Source organism: Gemmatimonadaceae bacterium (assembly GCA_035606695.1).
Lineage (GTDB): Bacteria > Gemmatimonadota > Gemmatimonadetes > Gemmatimonadales > Gemmatimonadaceae > JAQBQB01.
Map to the genome: position 1 here is coordinate 1 of DATNEW010000038.1, position 17294 is coordinate 17294.

17 protein-coding genes are annotated in these 17294 nt (G+C 64.4%); 15 read left to right on the top strand and 2 right to left on the bottom strand.

The window, feature by feature from the left end; translation table 11 throughout:
- The first annotated feature begins 608 nt into the window (after positions 1-608).
- From VN706_20530 to VN706_20570, 9 genes are read left to right on the top strand one after another with little or no spacing between them, the layout of a single operon-like run.
- Positions 609-1505: an alpha/beta fold hydrolase gene (locus VN706_20530; protein HXT18029.1), complete on the top strand. Its 897-nt coding sequence runs from the start codon at positions 609-611 to the stop codon at positions 1503-1505.
- A gap of 44 nt (positions 1506-1549) precedes the next feature.
- Positions 1550-2002, top strand: coding sequence for a hypothetical protein (locus tag VN706_20535; GenBank protein HXT18030.1), 453 nt, complete (start codon positions 1550-1552; stop codon positions 2000-2002).
- Positions 2003-2043: 41 nt separating this feature from the next.
- Positions 2044-3774 (top strand): DNA polymerase/3'-5' exonuclease PolX, encoded by a 1731-nt coding sequence (gene polX, locus VN706_20540; GenBank protein HXT18031.1) that lies wholly within the window; start codon positions 2044-2046, stop codon positions 3772-3774.
- 9 nt (positions 3775-3783) lie between these two features.
- Positions 3784-4446: an endonuclease III gene (gene nth, locus VN706_20545; GenBank protein ID HXT18032.1), complete on the top strand. Its 663-nt coding sequence runs from the start codon at positions 3784-3786 to the stop codon at positions 4444-4446.
- A gap of 38 nt (positions 4447-4484) precedes the next feature.
- Complete coding sequence (locus VN706_20550; protein HXT18033.1) at positions 4485-4976, top strand: hypothetical protein; 492 nt, start codon at positions 4485-4487, stop codon at positions 4974-4976.
- Positions 4977-5008: 32 nt separating this feature from the next.
- Entirely contained in the window at positions 5009-5470 is a 462-nt protein-coding gene (locus VN706_20555) for a peptidylprolyl isomerase (protein ID HXT18034.1), read from the top strand.
- 2 nt (positions 5471-5472) lie between these two features.
- Positions 5473-5643: a hypothetical protein gene (locus VN706_20560; protein HXT18035.1), complete on the top strand. Its 171-nt coding sequence runs from the start codon at positions 5473-5475 to the stop codon at positions 5641-5643.
- A gap of 55 nt (positions 5644-5698) precedes the next feature.
- Entirely contained in the window at positions 5699-7159 is a 1461-nt protein-coding gene (locus tag VN706_20565) for a CoA-acylating methylmalonate-semialdehyde dehydrogenase (GenBank protein HXT18036.1), read from the top strand.
- 49 nt (positions 7160-7208) lie between these two features.
- Positions 7209-8339 (top strand): hypothetical protein, encoded by a 1131-nt coding sequence (locus tag VN706_20570; protein HXT18037.1) that lies wholly within the window; start codon positions 7209-7211, stop codon positions 8337-8339.
- A gap of 165 nt (positions 8340-8504) precedes the next feature.
- On the opposite strand, the gene VN706_20575 is transcribed toward VN706_20570, so the two are convergent.
- Positions 8505-8789 carry a GIY-YIG nuclease family protein gene (locus VN706_20575; GenBank protein ID HXT18038.1) on the bottom strand — a complete coding sequence of 95 codons (285 nt, stop codon included), beginning with the start codon at positions 8787-8789 and terminating at the stop codon, positions 8505-8507.
- 174 nt (positions 8790-8963) lie between these two features.
- On the opposite strand from VN706_20575, the gene VN706_20580 reads away from it, so the two are divergent.
- The 4 genes from VN706_20580 (at position 8964) to VN706_20595 (ending at position 14357) form a co-directional block, all read left to right on the top strand.
- Positions 8964-10307: an aspartate aminotransferase family protein gene (locus VN706_20580; GenBank protein ID HXT18039.1), complete on the top strand. Its 1344-nt coding sequence runs from the start codon at positions 8964-8966 to the stop codon at positions 10305-10307.
- A 126-nt stretch (positions 10308-10433) separates the two neighbouring features.
- Positions 10434-11906 carry a dihydropyrimidinase gene (gene hydA / locus VN706_20585; protein ID HXT18040.1) on the top strand — a complete coding sequence of 491 codons (1473 nt, stop codon included), beginning with the start codon at positions 10434-10436 and terminating at the stop codon, positions 11904-11906.
- Positions 11903-13414 (top strand): NCS1 family nucleobase:cation symporter-1, encoded by a 1512-nt coding sequence (locus VN706_20590; GenBank protein HXT18041.1) that lies wholly within the window; start codon positions 11903-11905, stop codon positions 13412-13414. Before hydA ends, VN706_20590 begins: the two co-directional genes overlap by 4 nt.
- A 73-nt stretch (positions 13415-13487) precedes the next feature.
- Positions 13488-14357 (top strand): nitrilase-related carbon-nitrogen hydrolase, encoded by an 870-nt coding sequence (locus VN706_20595; protein ID HXT18042.1) that lies wholly within the window; start codon positions 13488-13490, stop codon positions 14355-14357.
- 153 nt (positions 14358-14510) lie between these two features.
- Here the strand turns inward: VN706_20595 and VN706_20600 are convergent, their stop codons facing one another.
- Entirely contained in the window at positions 14511-15311 is an 801-nt protein-coding gene (locus tag VN706_20600; protein HXT18043.1) for an AAA family ATPase, read from the bottom strand.
- Between the two features lie 83 nt (positions 15312-15394).
- On the opposite strand from VN706_20600, the gene VN706_20605 reads away from it, so the two are divergent.
- Both VN706_20605 and VN706_20610 read left to right on the top strand, forming a co-directional pair.
- A complete protein-coding gene (locus VN706_20605; protein ID HXT18044.1) occupies positions 15395-16510 on the top strand; it encodes an ATP-binding protein in 1116 nt (371 codons plus the stop codon).
- Between the two features lie 61 nt (positions 16511-16571).
- Positions 16572-17225: an HD domain-containing protein gene (locus VN706_20610; protein HXT18045.1), complete on the top strand. Its 654-nt coding sequence runs from the start codon at positions 16572-16574 to the stop codon at positions 17223-17225.
- The last annotated feature ends 69 nt before the right edge of the window (positions 17226-17294 follow it).

Here is a 17294-nt window from a genome sequence, read left to right on the forward strand (position 1 = left end):
TTCTGGCCGCGATCGCGATCCCGAAGTTCGCGAACACGAAGTCGAAGGCGTACATCACCGCCATGAAGTCGGATCTGCGTAACCTCGTGACGGCCGAAGAGGCGTTCTTCTCGGATTCGTCGAAGTACACGGCGACGATCAGCGCGCTCTAGTACCAGAGCTCGACCGGCGTGAACTCGCCGACGATCACGACGGGCGCTGGGTACTGGTCGGCCACGACGTCGCACACGCAGTTGGCCGGCACGACGTGCGGTATCGGCATCAACACGTCGAACCCGACGGTTCCGACCGCCGCGGAAGGCGAGCCGGCTTGTAAGTAAGCGGGTTTAGAGAACTCGAACTACGGACGGGGGCGCTTCGGCGCCCCCGTTCTTTTTACCACGGACGAACGTCGGACAACGGCGGACAGGCACGGAGACGGCGTTTGAAGTTCCGCGGTGTCATTCCGAGCGCGGCGAGGAATCTTCCGCCTCTGCAGAGTGACCGGCCCTCCGCGGCGGACGCAAGATCCCTCGCTCACGCTCGGGATGACTGGTGTCCCTGCAACGCCGTCTCTCTGCCGATCCGGGGCCGTCCGACGTTCGTCCGTGGTAATAGGTTTCAGTCTCATGATCCCTGCTCCACGCGACTCCGGCTTCACGTCAACGACCGACGTCCCTCTGTACTATGCCATCTACGGTCCGGCCAACTCCGCGCGCGTCCTCGTTCTCCATGGTGGCCCCGGCGCCCACCACGACTATCTGCTGCCGCAACTGCTTCAGCTCGCCGATACGCGCGAGCTCGTTTTCTACGATCAGCGCGGCGGCGGCAAGTCGAAGACGGACGATCGCGCGCCGATCACCTGGCGCACGCACGTCGCTGATCTCGACCGCGTCGTCGAGGAGCTCGCGCTCGAGCCGCTCGACATCATCGGATACTCATGGGGCGGATTGCTCGCGATGCTCTACGCCATCGAAGCCGCGGCGGGACGTACGACGCATCGCCCCACGCGCCTCGTGCTGATCGATCCGGCGCCGGTGAATCGCGTGCTTCGCGACACGTTCGAGCGAGAATTCTCGCGACGCAACACCGACGCCGATGTCGCGCGGCTGCGCGCGGAGCTGGCGGCATCCGGCCTGCGCGAACGCGATCCCGACGCCTACCGTCAACGCGCCTTCGAGCTCAGCGTGGCCGGCTACTTCGCCGACCCCTCGGCCGCGCACGGCCTCACGCCCTTTCGCGTGACCGGCCGCGTGCAGCAATCCGTCTGGGACAGCCTCGGCGACTTCGATCTGCTCGCGCCGGGGCAGCTGGATTCGGTGACGGTGCCGACGTTGATTCTGCATGGGCGGCAGGACCCCATTCCCGTGGAATCGTCCGAGGCCGCGGCACGCACGATGAAGGCGGCGGAACTGGTGCGGATCGACGGAGCGGGCCACGTTCCTTACGTCGAGCGGCCGGACGCGCTTTTTCCGCCGATCCGTCATTTCCTCGATTCCACGCGAATTTCACCGGTTGCTGGATGAGGCTGCGCTTGCCAGCCTCGCCCATCGTCCGCTAGCGATTGTCTATGGCGTCACCCGACCGCGCACAACCGTACATCGCCACGATCGAGCACCAGGGGCACAAATACGCCGTCTCGGTGCGCATCGCGTTCGACGGAATCGAGTTCGTCGGACGTCTCTGGTTCGCTGAAGAAGAATGGGATGACGCCGGCTTGCCCGATCGCGCCGCCATCGCCGGCCGCTCGCGCGAGGAAGTTCTGGAGCGCGCGCGGCGCTTCACGCCGCAGGAGCTGGGACAGCGCCACCGTCGCGCACTGGCCGAGAAGCGTCGGTTCATCCAGCTGCGTCGAGTGACCGACGACGTGCTCGCGAAGATTCGCTACATGAATCAGATCGCGATCTCCATGCGCGACGGCTTGCTCGACGCCGACGGCGCGCGCCAGGAGCTGGATCTGACGGAGAAGCAGCTGCACGACTGTATTTCGCGCTTGCGGCACAGCGCTGGCGTCGAGGAGTAGCGCGAACTGTTCTCGCGCGACTCTCGCCAGTCTCTTCGAACATGGATTCTCGTACCGCCGCGCACGTCCTCTCGCAAATCGCCGCGTATCTCGAGTTGAAGGGCGAGAACACCTTCAAGTGCCGCGCCTACGTCGGCGCCGCGAAGGGACTCCTCACGCTCGGCGCCGATGATCTCGCGCCGCTGTATGAAAGCGGCGAGCTTGCCGGCGTGCGCGGTCTCGGGCCGGCGACGCTTGCCGTCGTGCGCGATTTAGTCGAGACGGGCGAGTCGCGCTACCTCGAGCAATTGCGCGAGTCCATGCCCGAGGGATTGCTCGAGATGCTCGACGTCCCGGGCATGACGCCGGCGAAGATTCACCGTGTGTACGAGGAGCTGCAGATTCAGACGGTCGAAGAGCTCGAGGCCGCGGCAACCGACGGTCGCCTGGCGAAGCTCACCAAGTTTGGACCCAAGACGGCGGCGAAAATTCTCAAGGGCATCGCCACCGCGCGCGAGCGTGGGACGCTGCGGCTGTATCATCACGCGGTCGTCGAGGCGCGCCAGCTTCTCGACGCGGTCCGCGGCCACCCCGACGTGACGCGCGCCGAGCTGGCGGGCGCGATTCGCCGCAAGGTCGAGGTGGCGTCGAGCGCGGACATCGTCGCGGCATGCGCGCGCGATCCCGCCGCGGTCGCGCAGTCGTTCGCACGACTCTCCGGCGTGCGCGAGTCGAACGGCGACGGGGCTCGCGTGTCGGTGCATTTCGTCGATGGAGCGCGGCTGGAATTGCATTGCGTGACGCCCGAGCATTTCGGTGTGGCACTGTGGCGCGCGACGGGAAATGCCGAGCATGTGGCCGAGGTGACGTCGGCCCTCGACGCGCGCGGCATCACGATCGACGGCGAGCGTTTGGTCGACGCGCACGGCCGCGAGATGACGATCGCGGACGAAACCGCCGTGTACCGCGCGGCCGGGCTGGGGTACATCGAGCCCGAGCTGCGCGAGGGAACCGGCGAGGTCGCCGCCGCGAAGAACGGTACGTTGCCGACTCTGCTCGACGACGGCGACATTCGCGGTGTGCTGCACTGCCACTCGTACTACTCGGACGGCAAGGCGTCGATCGCGGAGATGGCGCGCGCGGCGAAGGATCGCGGATGGAGCTACCTCGGCATTACAGATCACTCACAAGCGGCCTTCTACGCGGGCGGTCTGTCGCGCGAAAAGGTTCGGCAGCAGCACGGCGAGATCGACGAGGTGAACGCGACGCTCGACGGGTTCCGGGTGCTCAAGGGGATCGAAGCCGACATTCTCGCCGACGGCCAGCTCGACTACGGCGACGAGCTGCTCGACGAGTTTGATTTCGTGGTGGGCTCGATCCATTCGCGGTTCTCGATGGAACAGCGTGCGATGACCGACCGCGTATTGCGCGCCCTCGACGATCCTCGATTGACGATTCTGGCGCATCCGACGGGACGCCTGCTGCTGCACCGCGAGCCGTATGGCCTCGACGTCAACGCGGTGCTCGAGAAGGCGCGCGAGGTGGGAATCGCGGTCGAGCTCAACGCCGATCCGCATCGGCTCGACCTGGACTGGCGGCATCTGCGCCGCGCGAAGGAGCTTGGCGTGCCGGTGGAAATCGGGCCGGACGCCCATTCGACGAAAGGGCTCGACTACATGCACCTGGGCGTCGGCATCGCGCGCAAAGGGTGGCTCGAGCCGGGCGACGTGTTGAACACCCGGGACGCGAACGCCATCGTCGCCTTTGCGCGTGCGCGCCGAAACACTAAATAAAAAATACTAATGGCCACCCCGAAGCGGCCGCGCGCCAGAAAGCCGACGCCCGACTACGCGCGCGAGATCTACGATCGGCTCGCGCTGCACTATCCGGACGCGCGATGCGCGCTCGAGTACTCGACGCCGTTTCAGCTGCTCGTCGCGACGATTCTGAGCGCCCAATGCACCGACAAGCGGGTGAACATGGTCACGCCCGCGTTGTTCAAGAAGTATAAAACGCCGGCGGCGCTCGCGGCGGCGAATCCCGAGGAGCTCGAGGCGCTCATCAAATCCACGGGCTTCTTTCGCAACAAGACCAAGAGCCTGCTCGGCATGTCGCACGCGGTGGCCGAGCGGCACGGCGGCGCGGTGCCGCGGGAGATGGACGCGCTGGTGAAGCTCCCGGGCGTCGGACGAAAGACGGCGAACGTCGTGCTGGGAAACGCCTACGACATCAACGAAGGCGTCGTCGTCGATACGCACGTTGGACGCGTGAGCGCGCGGCTCGGACTCACGAAGCAAACGGATCCCGTGAAGGTCGAGCAGGATTTGGCGAAGCTCTTTCCGCGCGACCGCTGGACGATGCTCGCGCACCTGCTCATCGAGCATGGGCGCCAAATCTGCGAAGCGCGCCGTCCCAAGTGCGAGATTTGTTTCCTCAATGACCTTTGCCCGTCTTCCCGGGTATAGCGTTTCCCACCTCCGAACGAACGAAGGATTGCTCATACATGCAATTGAAAGTCGTCGCACTGCTTGTGACCGCGATCACCGTCGCGGCCTGCGCCAAGTCTGCTCCGGAGACCGAGCCCGCGCCGGACATCGTCGTGCAGCCCGCGACGAACGTCCGGGTTGCGCCGGGCGACGAGCCGGTCGCGCCTGGAGATTGTGTCGAGGCGGTGCGTCGCGCGGTCGCGAAGCCGGATCTCGCCGTCGATCGAATTCCGGCGCCGGTTCTCGCGAAGCCGGCGGCGCTGCAGCGTCCGCCGCGCACGGCGCTGCGTAAGGACGGCAGCGCGGACGTGAAGGTCGACGTCCTCATCGATACGCTCGGCAAAGCCGACATGTCGACGTTCAAGGTCGTGACGACCTCGAGCAAATGGCTCGCCGACAACGTCAAGGGCGTGATCGGCAAATGGAAGTTCGAGCCCGCCCAGCTCGCGGGCTGCAAGGTCCCGCGCGTGTACCATTTCATGGCGTCGGCGCCGGCACGGAAGAAGTAGCGGGCGCCACCACGCCCGCATAGCTTTCGCGCATGTCAAAGACCGCCACCTTCGAAACGAACAAGGGCCAGATCGTCGCCGACCTGTACGACAAGGAAGCACCAAAGACGGTCGAGAATTTCGAGAAGCTCGCCAACGAGGGCTTCTACGACGGCGTGAAGTTCCACCGCGTGATTCCAGACTTCGTCGTCCAGGGCGGTGACCCGCTGTCGCGCGACCTGCCTCCCGGCGATCCGCGCATCGGTACCGGCGGCCCCGGCTGGAAGATCAAGTGCGAGACCGCCGGCAATCCGCACAAGCACGAAGTCGGTTCTCTCTCGATGGCCCATGCCGGCAAGGATACCGGCGGCAGCCAGTTCTTCATGGTGTTGAGCGAGGCCAACACGCGCCATCTGAACGGCGTGCACACCGTGTTCGGCAAGATCACGAAGGGCCTCGACGTCATGAAGCAGATCACGAAGAATGACGTCATGAACTCCGTCCGCGTTTCCTGACAATGGCTCACGAACACGACACTCACGTGCACGCGCACGGCTCCGACCGGAAAGCGGCATTCCTCGGTCTCATCATCGGCGTCATCGTCCTCTTCGCGATCGTTCGCACGATCATCGCCCTGACGAACGCCAGATACTCGCACGAGCGCCCGGCCGCCGAAGCCACCAAGTAGGCCGTTCCAGCACCTTCTCCCTTGCCGGGGGCGAGTACGGCGCGCAAGATAGCGCATGAAATACTCGGCCCTCCGTAACTACGTCGGCGGCGACTTCGTGACGCCCGCCGCCGACCGCCCGTTCCTCGACGTCTACAATCCCGCCAGCGGCGCCGTGATCTCGCGCGTGCCGATGTCCGCCGCGGCCGACGTCGATGCCGCGGTGAAAGCCGCGCAGGCCGCATTGCCCGCCTGGTCCGCGACGCCGATCAAGGAACGCGTTCAGGTTTTTTATCGATACAAGACGCTTCTCGAGCAGCACATCGACGAGCTCGCGGCGCTCGTCACCGAAGAGAACGGCAAGATCGAAAGCGAAGCGCGCGCCGAGATACTGAAGTCGGCGGAGCTGACGGAGTTCGCGTGTTCGCTGCCGCAGATCATCACCGGCGAGGTGCTCGAGGTGAGCCGCGGCGTCGAGTGTCGCGTCGAGCGATATCCCGTCGGTGTCGTCGCGTCGATCACGCCATTCAACTTTCCGAATATGGTCCCCAACTGGTCGATCCCGAACGCGGTCGCCTTGGGCAATTGCATGATTCTCAAGCCGTCCGAGCTCGTGCCGATCAGCGCGGGACGGATCGCCGAGTTGCTGAAGGAGGCGGGGTTGCCCGCGGGCGTGCTGCAGGTGGTGCATGGCGGCCAGGACGCGGTCGAAGCGATTTGCGATCATCCGGGCATCGCGGCGGTGTCCTTCGTAGGCTCCACGCGCGTCGCAAAGATCGTCTACAAGCGCGCCACCGCGAACCTCAAGCGCTGTCTCGCGCTTGGCGGCGCGAAGAATCATCTCATCGTGATGCCCGATGCGGATCGCGAGATGGCGGCGACGAACATCGTCGCGTCGATGTCGGGCTGCGCGGGCCAACGCTGCATGGCGGCGTCGGTGATGGTCGGCGTGTCGAAGGTGGATCACATCATTGAGCGCATGGTTGAAGTCGCGAGCGCGATGGTGCCGGGCAAGGACATCGGACCGGTGATCACCGCGGCGGCGCGCGAGCGGATTTCGCGCTACATCGACGAAGCGGAAGCGGCGGGCGCGAAGGTGCTCGTCGACGGACGCAAGACGGTGGTGCCGGGACGCGAAAGCGGCTTCTATCTCGGTCCGACGATCATCGACTACGTGACGCCGGACATGCGCATCGCGCAGGAAGAAGTCTTCGGGCCGGTGTTGGTGATCGTGCGCGCGCGTGACGTGGACGAGGCGCTGCACGTCGAGAACGCATCGCCGTACGGGAACGCGGCGTCGGTGTTCACCGAGAGCGGCGGTGTCGCGCGGTACGTGATGGAGCACGCGAGCGCGGGCATGGTCGGCGTGAACGTCGGCGTGCCGGTGCCGCGCGAGCCGTTTTCGTTCGGCGGTTGGAACGAGTCGAAGTTCGGGGTTGGGGATATTACCGGCCGCGGCTCGATCGAGTTCTGGACGCAGGCGAAGAAGATGACGACGAAGTGGAACAAAGAGGCGGGAGTGAACTGGATGTCGTAAACCTGCTGTCATCCCGAGCGAAGCGAAGGATGACAGCTCCGGAGGCACCATGGCTACACGTGCGGTCACGTTCACCGGCATCAAGTTCGAAAACCCGTTCCTGCTCTCCTCCGCCCCACCGACGGAGAGCGAGTCGAACATCTTGCGCGCCTTCGACGCGGGCTGGGGCGGCGTGGTCGTGAAGACGATCGGCCTGCACCCCGTCGTGAACGTCGTCGGCGCGCGGACGAAATTCTTCCGCACGACGCCCGACGACAATCAGGTGTCGATGAAGAAGCGCTCCGGTGCGGCGCTGCACGGCTCGTGGAATTGGGAGCTGATCTCCGACAAGAGCCTCGACTGGTGGGTGGCGCGCATTCGCCGGATCAAGGAAGTGCATCCGACCAAGGTGGTGATTGCGTCGATCATGGCCGGCTCCGGCAGCGACAAGGAGCTGCGCGCATGGCAGACGCTCACCGAAGCCGTGCAGGACGCCGGCGCCGACGGCATCGAGACCAACTTCTCGTGTCCGCACATGGACCGCAAGGACATGGGCTCGAACATCGGCAAGAACACCGGGCTCTGCTCCGTCGTAACGGAGGCGGTGAAGGAAGTCGCCAAGATTCCGGTGTGGACGAAACTGACGCCGGCGACGAACGACATCGTCGAAGAAGCCGGCGCATGCTTCCGCGGCGGAGCGGATGCGATCGTCTCGTCGAATACGTTCCCGTCGCTGCCCCTGATCGACCCCGAGACGCTCGAGTTCGAGATCAACGTCGACGGACTCGTGTCGAGTGGCGGTCTGGGTGGGCCGGCGATTCTCCCGATGTCGCTGGCGAACATGGCGCGCATGTGCCAGGCATTCCCGGACCACGCGTTCTCGGGGATCGGCGGCGTGAGCGATTTCTCACAAGCGGCGTCGTACTTCCTGCTCGGGTGCGGCACCGTGCAAGTCTGCACGGCCGCGATGCTCGATTCCGCGGTCGGTCCGAATGTGATCAAGCGATTGAACGCCGGACTCGATCAGTTCCTCGAGCGGCATGGGTATTCGTGTATTGAGGATTTCCGCGGGTCGCGCCGGGACAGAGTCGTGTTGCAGTCACAGATCCGGCGGCCGGACGGGGAGGGGTATCAGGGGGGCGAGGTGGTGGAGGGCTATGCGGCGCCGCTCACCGAGCAGCCGGCAACTTTGTCATCCTGAGGCGCGAAGCGGCGTGCGGCCGGCATCCTCGCGAGTCCTGGCGCAGGATGCAGCGTGCGGCCGTCATCCTCGCGAGTCCTGGCGCAGGATGCGGCGTGCGGCCGTCATCCTCGCGAGTCCTCGCGCAGCGAGGGCGAGTCGAGGATCTGCTCTTGGGTCACGCCGTTACTCAAACCATTCGTTCGCCAGATCGTCCCACGCCGGATTCGTACGTTCGATCAACGCGATCTTCTGCGCCCGCAACATGTGCTTGATCTGTTTTTCGCGGATGATGGCGAACATTGCTTCGTCGAAAACTTCGTAGTATACCAGTCGGTTGATCTTGTAACGCGATGTGAACGTGCAAAGACCATTTCGATGTTCCCACATGCGCCGCAGCAGATCATTGGAAATGCCGTTATACAAGTTTCGTGATTTGCTGGCGAGAATGTAAGCGTAGTATTGGCGCATGATCCGAACGCTATGACGCGTCTCGTGCGCGCCTGAAACCTTTTCATTGCGAGTCGGGGCAAAATGCGTGACCTCAAAGCAGATCCTCGACTTCCCTCCCCGTCGCTTCGCGAAGGGTCGGGTCGCGAGGATGACGGTCTCTCTTCTCCACCGCTGCGCGGGAGGACGATGGTCATGCCTCCCTGCCCCCACACCCCCCGCCCCTACACCGGTCCCTCGCGCGACGAGATCATCGCGATGCGCCGGCACTACACCAACCCGACCATCTTCACGCTCTACGCCGAGCCGCTGCTGATCGTCGAGGGATTCATGCAGTACCTGTTCGACGAGACCGGACGGCGCTATCTCGACTTCTTCGCCGGCATCGTCACCGTCTCCGTCGGCCACTGCCACCCGCACGTCGTGCGCGCGGTGCAGGAACAGTCGGCGACGCTGCAGCACACGACGACCATCTATCTGCACCCGAACTTCGCGGTGTTCGCCAAGCGGCTCGCGTCGAAGATGCCGAAGGGCTCCGGACTCGAGGTCACCTACTTCACGAACAGCGGCAGCGAGGCGAACGATCTCGCGGTGACCATGGCCCGTCTGCACACCGGCCACACCGACGTCATCGCGGTGCGCAACGGCTATCACGGCGGCAGTCCGAGCGCGATGGGCCTCACGTCACACAACACGTGGAAGTTTCCCGTCGGCGGTGACGGACACGTGCATCATGCCATCAATCCCGATCCGTACCGCAGCCCCTTCACCGGGACGCCTGAAGAGATCGCGACGAAGAGCGTTGCCGACATTCGCGACGTCATCCGCTACTCGACGCCCGGCAACGTCGCGGCGTTCATCGCCGAGCCAATTCAGGGCGTCGGTGGCGCGACGCGCGGGGCGCGCAACTATCTGCGCGAGGCATACGCCGTCGTTCGCGAGCACGGTGGGCTCTGCATCGCCGACGAAGTGCAGACGGGCTTCGGCCGCACCGGCGAACATTTCTGGGGTTTCGAGAACTTTGATGTCGTGCCGGATTTCGTCACGATGGCGAAGGGCATCGGCAACGGCGCTCCACTCGCCGCGGTAACGACGCGCATGGACATCGCGCGGACGCTCGCGCAGCGGCTGCACTTCAATACGTATGGCGGTAATCCCGTCTCGATGGCCGCCGGCCTCGCGGTGCTCGACGTCATCGAGCGTGAGGAGATTCAACGCAACGCGCGCGAGCGCGGCGCGGAGGTGCGCGCGGGACTCGAGCGGCTGCAACGCGCGCATCCTCTGATCGGCGACGTTCGCGGCATGGGCTTGATGCTCGGCGTCGAGCTGGTGAGCGATCGGGCGGCGAAGACGCCGGCGAAGAAACAGGCGGTCGAGGTGCTCGAGGCGTCGCGCGAGCTCGGGCTCCTGCTCGGAAAGGGCGGGCTGGACGGAAACGTGCTGCGCATCAAGCCGCCGATGTGCATCACGGCGGCGGACGTGGAATTTGCGATTGATGTGTTGGATGAGGCGTTGCGGCGGTCATCCTCGCGACCCTGAGCGTAGCGAAGGAGAGACGAGGATCTGCTCTCGAGTCACGTTGATTGGCCGATCCCGAAGGACGTTCATAGAAGCAGATCCTCGACTCGCCCGTCGGGCTCGCGAGGATGACACTCGGAGGGAAGAATGCACTTCGACACCATCATCAAATCCGGCAACGTCGTCACCCCCGCCGGCACCTTCACCGGCGACGTCGGCATCACCGGCGAGAAGATCTCCGCGCTCGGCGCCGACCTCGGCACGGACGCCGGCAAGGTCATCGACGCCTCCGGCCACCATGTGATCCCCGGCGTGCTCGACGTCCACGTCCATCTCGAGCTGCCGTTCTGCGGCACCGTCTCCGCGGATGACTACCGCAGCGGCACCCGCGCCGGCGCACGCGGCGGCGTCACGACGCTCATCGACTTCGCGATCCCGCCCGCCGGCGGCACGCTCAACGACGCCGCCGACCTCTGGATGAAGAAGGCGGAAGGCAAGTCGCTGATCGATTATACATTTCATATATGCATCACTAAATATCAGGATCAGAAAGACCAGATTCGCGGCATGGTCGAGCGCGGCTTCCCGACCTTCAAGGAATTCATGATCTATGAATCCGAGGGATGGCAGTCCGACGACCGCGCGCTCTTCGGCACGCTCGAGCGCATGCGCGAGTACGGCGCCATGCTGCTCGTTCATGCCGAATCGGCGCGCGTGCTCGACGAGCTGATCGCGCGCCATCACACACCCGAGCTCATGCGCGAATACGGCGCACGCCTGCACGCCATCACCCGCCCCAACTTCGTCGAGGCCGAGGCGATCCAGCGCGCCGTGCAGTGGAGTGAGGCGACCGGCGGACAGCTCTACATCGTCCATATGTCGACGGGCGAAGGCGCCGACATCATCCGCGCCGCGCAGACGCGCGGCGTGCCGGTCATCGCGGAAACGTGCGTGCAGTATCTCGTGCTCGACGATTCGGTATTCGCGCGCGACGACGGCCACCTGTTCGCCTGCTGTCCGCAGCTCAAGAAGCCGAAGGACGTCGAGCGCCTGTGGGCCGGCCTCAAGCACGGCGAAGTATCCGTCATCTCCACCGACACGTGCACGTTCACGCGCGAACAGAAGGCGATGTGGGAAGGCGACTGGACGAAGATTCCCATGGGCATGCCCGGCCTCGAAACACTCATGCCGCTCACCTACACGCGCGGCGTACTCGGCGGACGTCTCTCGCTCGAGGAGATGTGCATGAAGCTGAGCACGAATCCGGCGCGCATCATGGGGTTGTATCCGAGAAAGGGCGCGATTCAGATTGGGGCCGACGCGGATCTCGCGATCATTCATCCGACGAAGACGATGACCGTCCGTCCGTCGTCGATGGAGACGAATGCCGATTGGTCGCCGTACGAAGGGTGGAATCTCGCCGGCTTCTCCCGCACCACGCTTTCGCGCGGCGACGTCATCGTCGACGACTACAAGGTCGTCGGTGAGGCGGGCCGAGGACGTTGGCTGCCGCGAACGAGCGCGGGTCTCGCGGCGCCGGCCGAGCGCAGTCGGATCGCCGCATCGGCGGCGGCGCTGCGCTTCGCCGCTGACGCCGAGCAGTTGGTGCAGGCGTCATGAGCCGGCAGATCGAGCGGCCGGATGGTCGTGTCGAACTCGTGGACACCGCGCGCGTCGACGCGAGCCCGCTGTCGAATCACGATCTCGCGCCCGTGCCGCTCGGCGCCCGAGACTGGAGCACGTACAACTACGCGGCGCTGTGGATCAGCATGGCGCACTGCATTCCGACCTACATGCTCGCGTCTGGGCTGCTCGCCGCGGGCATGAGTTGGTCGCAGGCGATCATTACAATTCTCTTGGGGAATAGTATCGTTCTGATACCAATTCTCCTCAACTCGCATCCCGGCACCAAGTACGGCATTCCGTTCCCCGTCTTCGCGCGCGCGTCGTACGGCACCATCGGCTCCAATCTCCCCGCGTTGATGCGCGCGCTCGTCGCGTGCGGATGGTTCGGCATTCAGGCGTGGATCGGCGGCGAGGCGCTGAACACGTTCTTCGGCGTCGTCGTTCCCGGATGGGAGCATCTCCTTCCCGGCAGCGTGGACGGACACACGACAACGGCGTGGATCTCGTTCCTGCTCTTCTGGGGCATGAACGTGTGGGTCATCGTGCGCGGGATGGATCTCCTGCGCCGCGTTGAAAATTGGGCGGCGCCGTTCGTACTCGTCATGGCCGCGGTGCTCCTGGTGTGGGCGATTCGCGAAGCGCACGGTGTCGGTCCGTTGCTGCGCGATCACGGCAAGTTTCACAGTTTCGGCGAATTCCTGCCGGTGTTCGTTCCGTCGCTCACGGCGATGATCGGCTACTGGGCGACGCTCTCGCTCAACATGCCGGACTTCACGCGATTCGGCCGCAGCCAACGCGATCAGGCGCTCGGCCAGATCGTCGCGCTGCCGACGACGATGACGGTCTTCGCGGCGATGGGCGTGCTCATCACGAGCGCCACGGTGATCATCTACGGCGAAGCGATCTGGGACCCGGTGAAGCTCGTCGCGAAGTTCCACGCGCCGTTGGTCGTCGCACTGTCGATGTTCACCGTCGTGATCGCGACGCTGGCCGTGAACATCGCCGCGAACGTCGTCTCGCCCGCGAACGATTTCGCGAACGTGTTTCCGAAGGCGATCAACTTTCGCCGCGGCGGATTGCTCACCGGCGTGCTCGGGATCGCGATGATGCCGTGGCGTCTCCTCGCCGATCCCTCGGGATACATCTTCAACTGGCTCCTCGGCTACTCGGGCGGTCTCGGCTCGATCGCCGGCGTGCTGATCGCGGACTACTGGCTCGTGCGGAAGACTCGGCTCGAGTTAGAGGATTTGTATCTTCCCGACGGCGTGTACCGCTACCACAATGGGTGGAACTGGAACGCCGTCGTCGCGACGATTCTGGGCTGCGCGCTCGCGTGGGGCGGGCTCGTGATTCCCGTGCTCAAGCCGTTGTATTCGTATGCGTGGTTCGTGGGGTTCATCGTGGCGGGAGGAGCGTATTACGCCACAAGTGTTCTCTTCTCGGCCGACATCGTCATCCTCGCGACCGAGCGGAGCGAGGGAGACGAGGATCTGCTTTCGTGATCGCCGCTGGATAGTGTGACCCAAGAGCAGATCCTCGACTCGCTACGCTCGCGAGGATGACTACTGGAGACTTATGCCCCGACTCGTCAAAGCCGGCCTCATTCAGGCCACGCACGCCTGCTCGACCGCCGAGAAGCTCGACACCATTCGCGACGCGAACGTCGAGAAGCACGTCGCGCTCATCGAACAGGCCGCGCGCGAAGGCGTGCAGATCCTGTGCATGCAGGAGATCTTCACCGGCCCATACTTTTGCGCCGAGCAATCGACGCGCTGGTATGAATCGACGGAGCGCATTCCCGACGGGCCGACGACGAAGCTCATGCAGGAGCTCGCGAAGAAGCACCGCATGGTGATCGTCGTGCCGCTGTACGAAGAGGAAACGACCGGCGTCTACTACAACACCGCCGCCGTGATCGACGCCGACGGCACCTACCTCGGCAAGTATCGCAAGAACCACATTCCGCATACCGCGCCGGGCTTCTGGGAAAAGTTCTACTTCAAGCCCGGCAACCTTGGCTACCCGGTATTCAAGACGAAGTACGCGGACGTCGGCGTGTATATCTGCTACGACCGCCATTTCCCTGAGGGCGCGCGCGAGCTCGGCCTCAATGGCGCCGAGATCGTGTTCAATCCGTCGGCGACCGTCGCGGGCTTATCAGAATACTTATGGAAGCTCGAGCAGCCGGCGCACGCGGTCGCGAACGCGTTTTTCGTGGGCGCCATCAATCGCGTCGGCTACGAGGCGCCGTGGAACATCGGCGAGTTCTATGGGCAGAGCTACTTCTGCGATCCGCGCGGCCAGTTCGTGGCGAGCGCGTCGCGCGACAGGACGGAGCTCGTCACCGCCGAGTTGGATCTCGACAAGATCCGCGAAGTGCGGAATGTGTGGCAGTTCTACCGGGATCGTAGACCAGAGACGTATGGTGGGCTGGTCAAGTTGTAGTGGCCATCAAAAAAAATGACAACGACAAGATCAGACCAAATCGGACAAAATCTGTTGTTCCGTCTTCGGTGAAGCATTCTCGCGGGCTGGACAGATCCGGTCATATGTTGTCTGATCTTGTCGTCGTGTTGCGGTTAGGCCCCGATCACCCTCCTACAGATACCGCAGAAACCTCTCCCGCCCATTCAAGAAGTCGCGCGTCACCACCACGTGGTCCAGCTCCTCATACTCGACCCGCGCGATAGACCCTCCATCGAACGAGTAGATGCTGGCCCCGGGATACCCGAGCAGAATGGGCGAATGCGTCGCGATGATGAACTGCGCGTTGTCCTGAATCATGTCGCCGATCATCGAGATCAACGCCAGTTGACTCTGCGGCGACAGCGGCGCCTCGGGTTCATCGAGCAGATACAAACCGTCCGGCACGAATCGCGAACGAAAGAGCTTGAGAAAGCTCTGGCCGTGTGAGTTCGCGTCGAGATTGACGCCGTACCGCTGCTCCATCTCCATCAGCGATCGCATCGCCGGCAAACGCGCGAGAGTCCTCGCATGCGCCGATCGATTCGCGAATTCGGTCTCGATCTCTTCGAGCCGTCCCAACATTTCCGCCCGCAACCTGGACAGCGCCTTCGCGAATCCGAAAAAGTCCTCGGCGCGCAGGAAGAAGCCACGGCGAACGCGGCGGTTCCACACGAGCTTGATCGCGCTGCCGAGCTCGCGTTGCGCGTTGAGGGTCGGATCGCTGTCGAGGCTCTCGCTGCCGATCGTCGGCAGCCCGGCGGCCGCGGCAATTCCCTCGAGCAGCGTCGACTTGCCGGAGCCGTTTTCGCCCACCAGAAACGTGACCGTCGCGCTCGCCTCCAACGCGCGCAGATTGCGAATGACGGGCACGTTGAACGGGAAACGGTCGCCCGCAATGGCGCCTCGCGGCTCGATCGATCGCAAATGCGGCATTGCCGTATCCTATTTCGCCGGCGAGTCGTCAAACAGGGTCCATAAGAACTCATGTTTCGCCCTCCCCCCCACCGCCGCCCCGCTTGAGCGAAGACCGTTATCGCTCCGTCGTCGACAATTCGCCGTACGGCATCTATCGCGTCACATACGATGGCCAGTTCATCACCGTGAACCCGGCCCTCTGTAAGATCGTCGGCTACACCGCGGATGAGCTCTTTGCCGCGGGAATCGCCGCGCTGTATGTGAACGCGCACGAGCGGCACCGGTGGGTGTCCGCGTTCGATGCTCGGCCGCACGGCACGCCCGTGGATGTGCCGTGGCGCCGCAAGGACGGCAACATCATCATGACGCGCGTGTGGGTGTACGCCGACCGGGACGAGCAGGGGCGCATCGTCTACTTCGACGGCTACGTCGAAGACGTCACGCCGCAGCGCGCGACCGAGCAAGCGCTGCGTCAGGCCGAGAAGCTCGCGGCGCTCGGCCAGCTCGTGTCGGGGGTCGCGCACGAGTTGAACAACCCGCTTTCGGCGATCCTTCTCTTCACGGAGGATCTGCTGTCCGTGGAGCGGCCGGACGACGAGTCCGAGGCGCTGACGATCATCGCGCAGCAGGCGAAGCGGTCGCGAGCCATCGTGCGCGATCTGCTGACCTTTGTGCGCAGAGGCGAGGTAACGCGCGCACCCGTTGCCGCACGCGTACTCCTCGAGCACGTGAGTCGGGCATTGCTGCCGCAGCTCGGCGAGCTTGGCGTGGAGCTCCGTCTCGAGACGAACGGCGAGTTGTTGCACGTCGATCAGGCGGCGATGGAGCAGGTGCTGACGAATCTCGTCGTCAACGCGGCGCAGGCGACCGGCGGCAACGGCAGCGTATGCGTTCGCGTGCGATCCGAGGCAACCATGCACCTGATCGAAGTCGAGGACGACGGCCCGGGCATCCCTCCGGATGTGCTCCCGCGGATCTTCGAGCCGTTCTTCACGACGAAGCCGTCGGGACAAGGGACGGGACTCGGCCTCTCGGTGACGATGGGTATCGTGCAACAGCACGGCGGAACGATCGTGGCCGAGAATCGCTGTCCTGTGAGTGACGGCGGTAGTGGCGCGCGGTTCACCGTGCGTCTGCCGGCTCCTGCGCGCGCTGTCGCCATCGCGGATCAGGCGATTGCGGAAGATGCAATCGCGGACGGCCAGTCCGCCGCCTGATCGGCGAGTCGCGACGTTCAGACGTTCAACGGCAGCGTTGGCTGTCTGTATATTGGGGACCATGTCCAACACCGCATCTTCCTCCCTGCCATCGCGGGCGGACGCGCTTGCCTTGATGCACGAGTACACCGCCAGCGAGTCGCTCAGAAAGCACATGCTGACGGTGGAAGCCGCGATGCGCGCGTATGCGTCACACTTCGGTGAAGATCCCGAGCGCTGGGGACTGGCGGGTCTGATCCACGACTTCGACTACGAACGCTTTCCAAACAACGCGCACTCGGCGACGGAGGAGCATCCCTCGGAAGGCGTGCGCATTCTGCGCGAGCGTGGATGGCCCGACGACATCCTGCAGGCGATTCTCGGGCACGCGGCATACACCAACGTGCCGCGCACGACGCGCATGGCGCAGGCGTTGTTCGCGGTGGACGAGCTGTCGGGCCTCATCACGGCGACGGCGCTCGTCAAACCGACCCGCAGCATCTTCGACGTTGACGCGAAGTCCGTGCGGAAAAAGATGAAAGACAAGGCGTTCGCGAAGGGAGTGAATCGCGATGACGTCATGGTGGGTGCGCAGGAATTGGGTGTCTCCGATGACATGGAACGACACATCCAGTTCGTCATCGACGCCATGAAAGGCGTCGCGGACGCGATCGGGCTGGCTGGCGTGCAGCCGGCAAGTGACCCTGCCGCGACCGCGGGCGAGCCGGGCCGTTGACGATCAACGCTCATGGCGGGTCGTCCGTTAATGAGAGTGGACACCGGCCACGCCTCGATGACGGCTGTT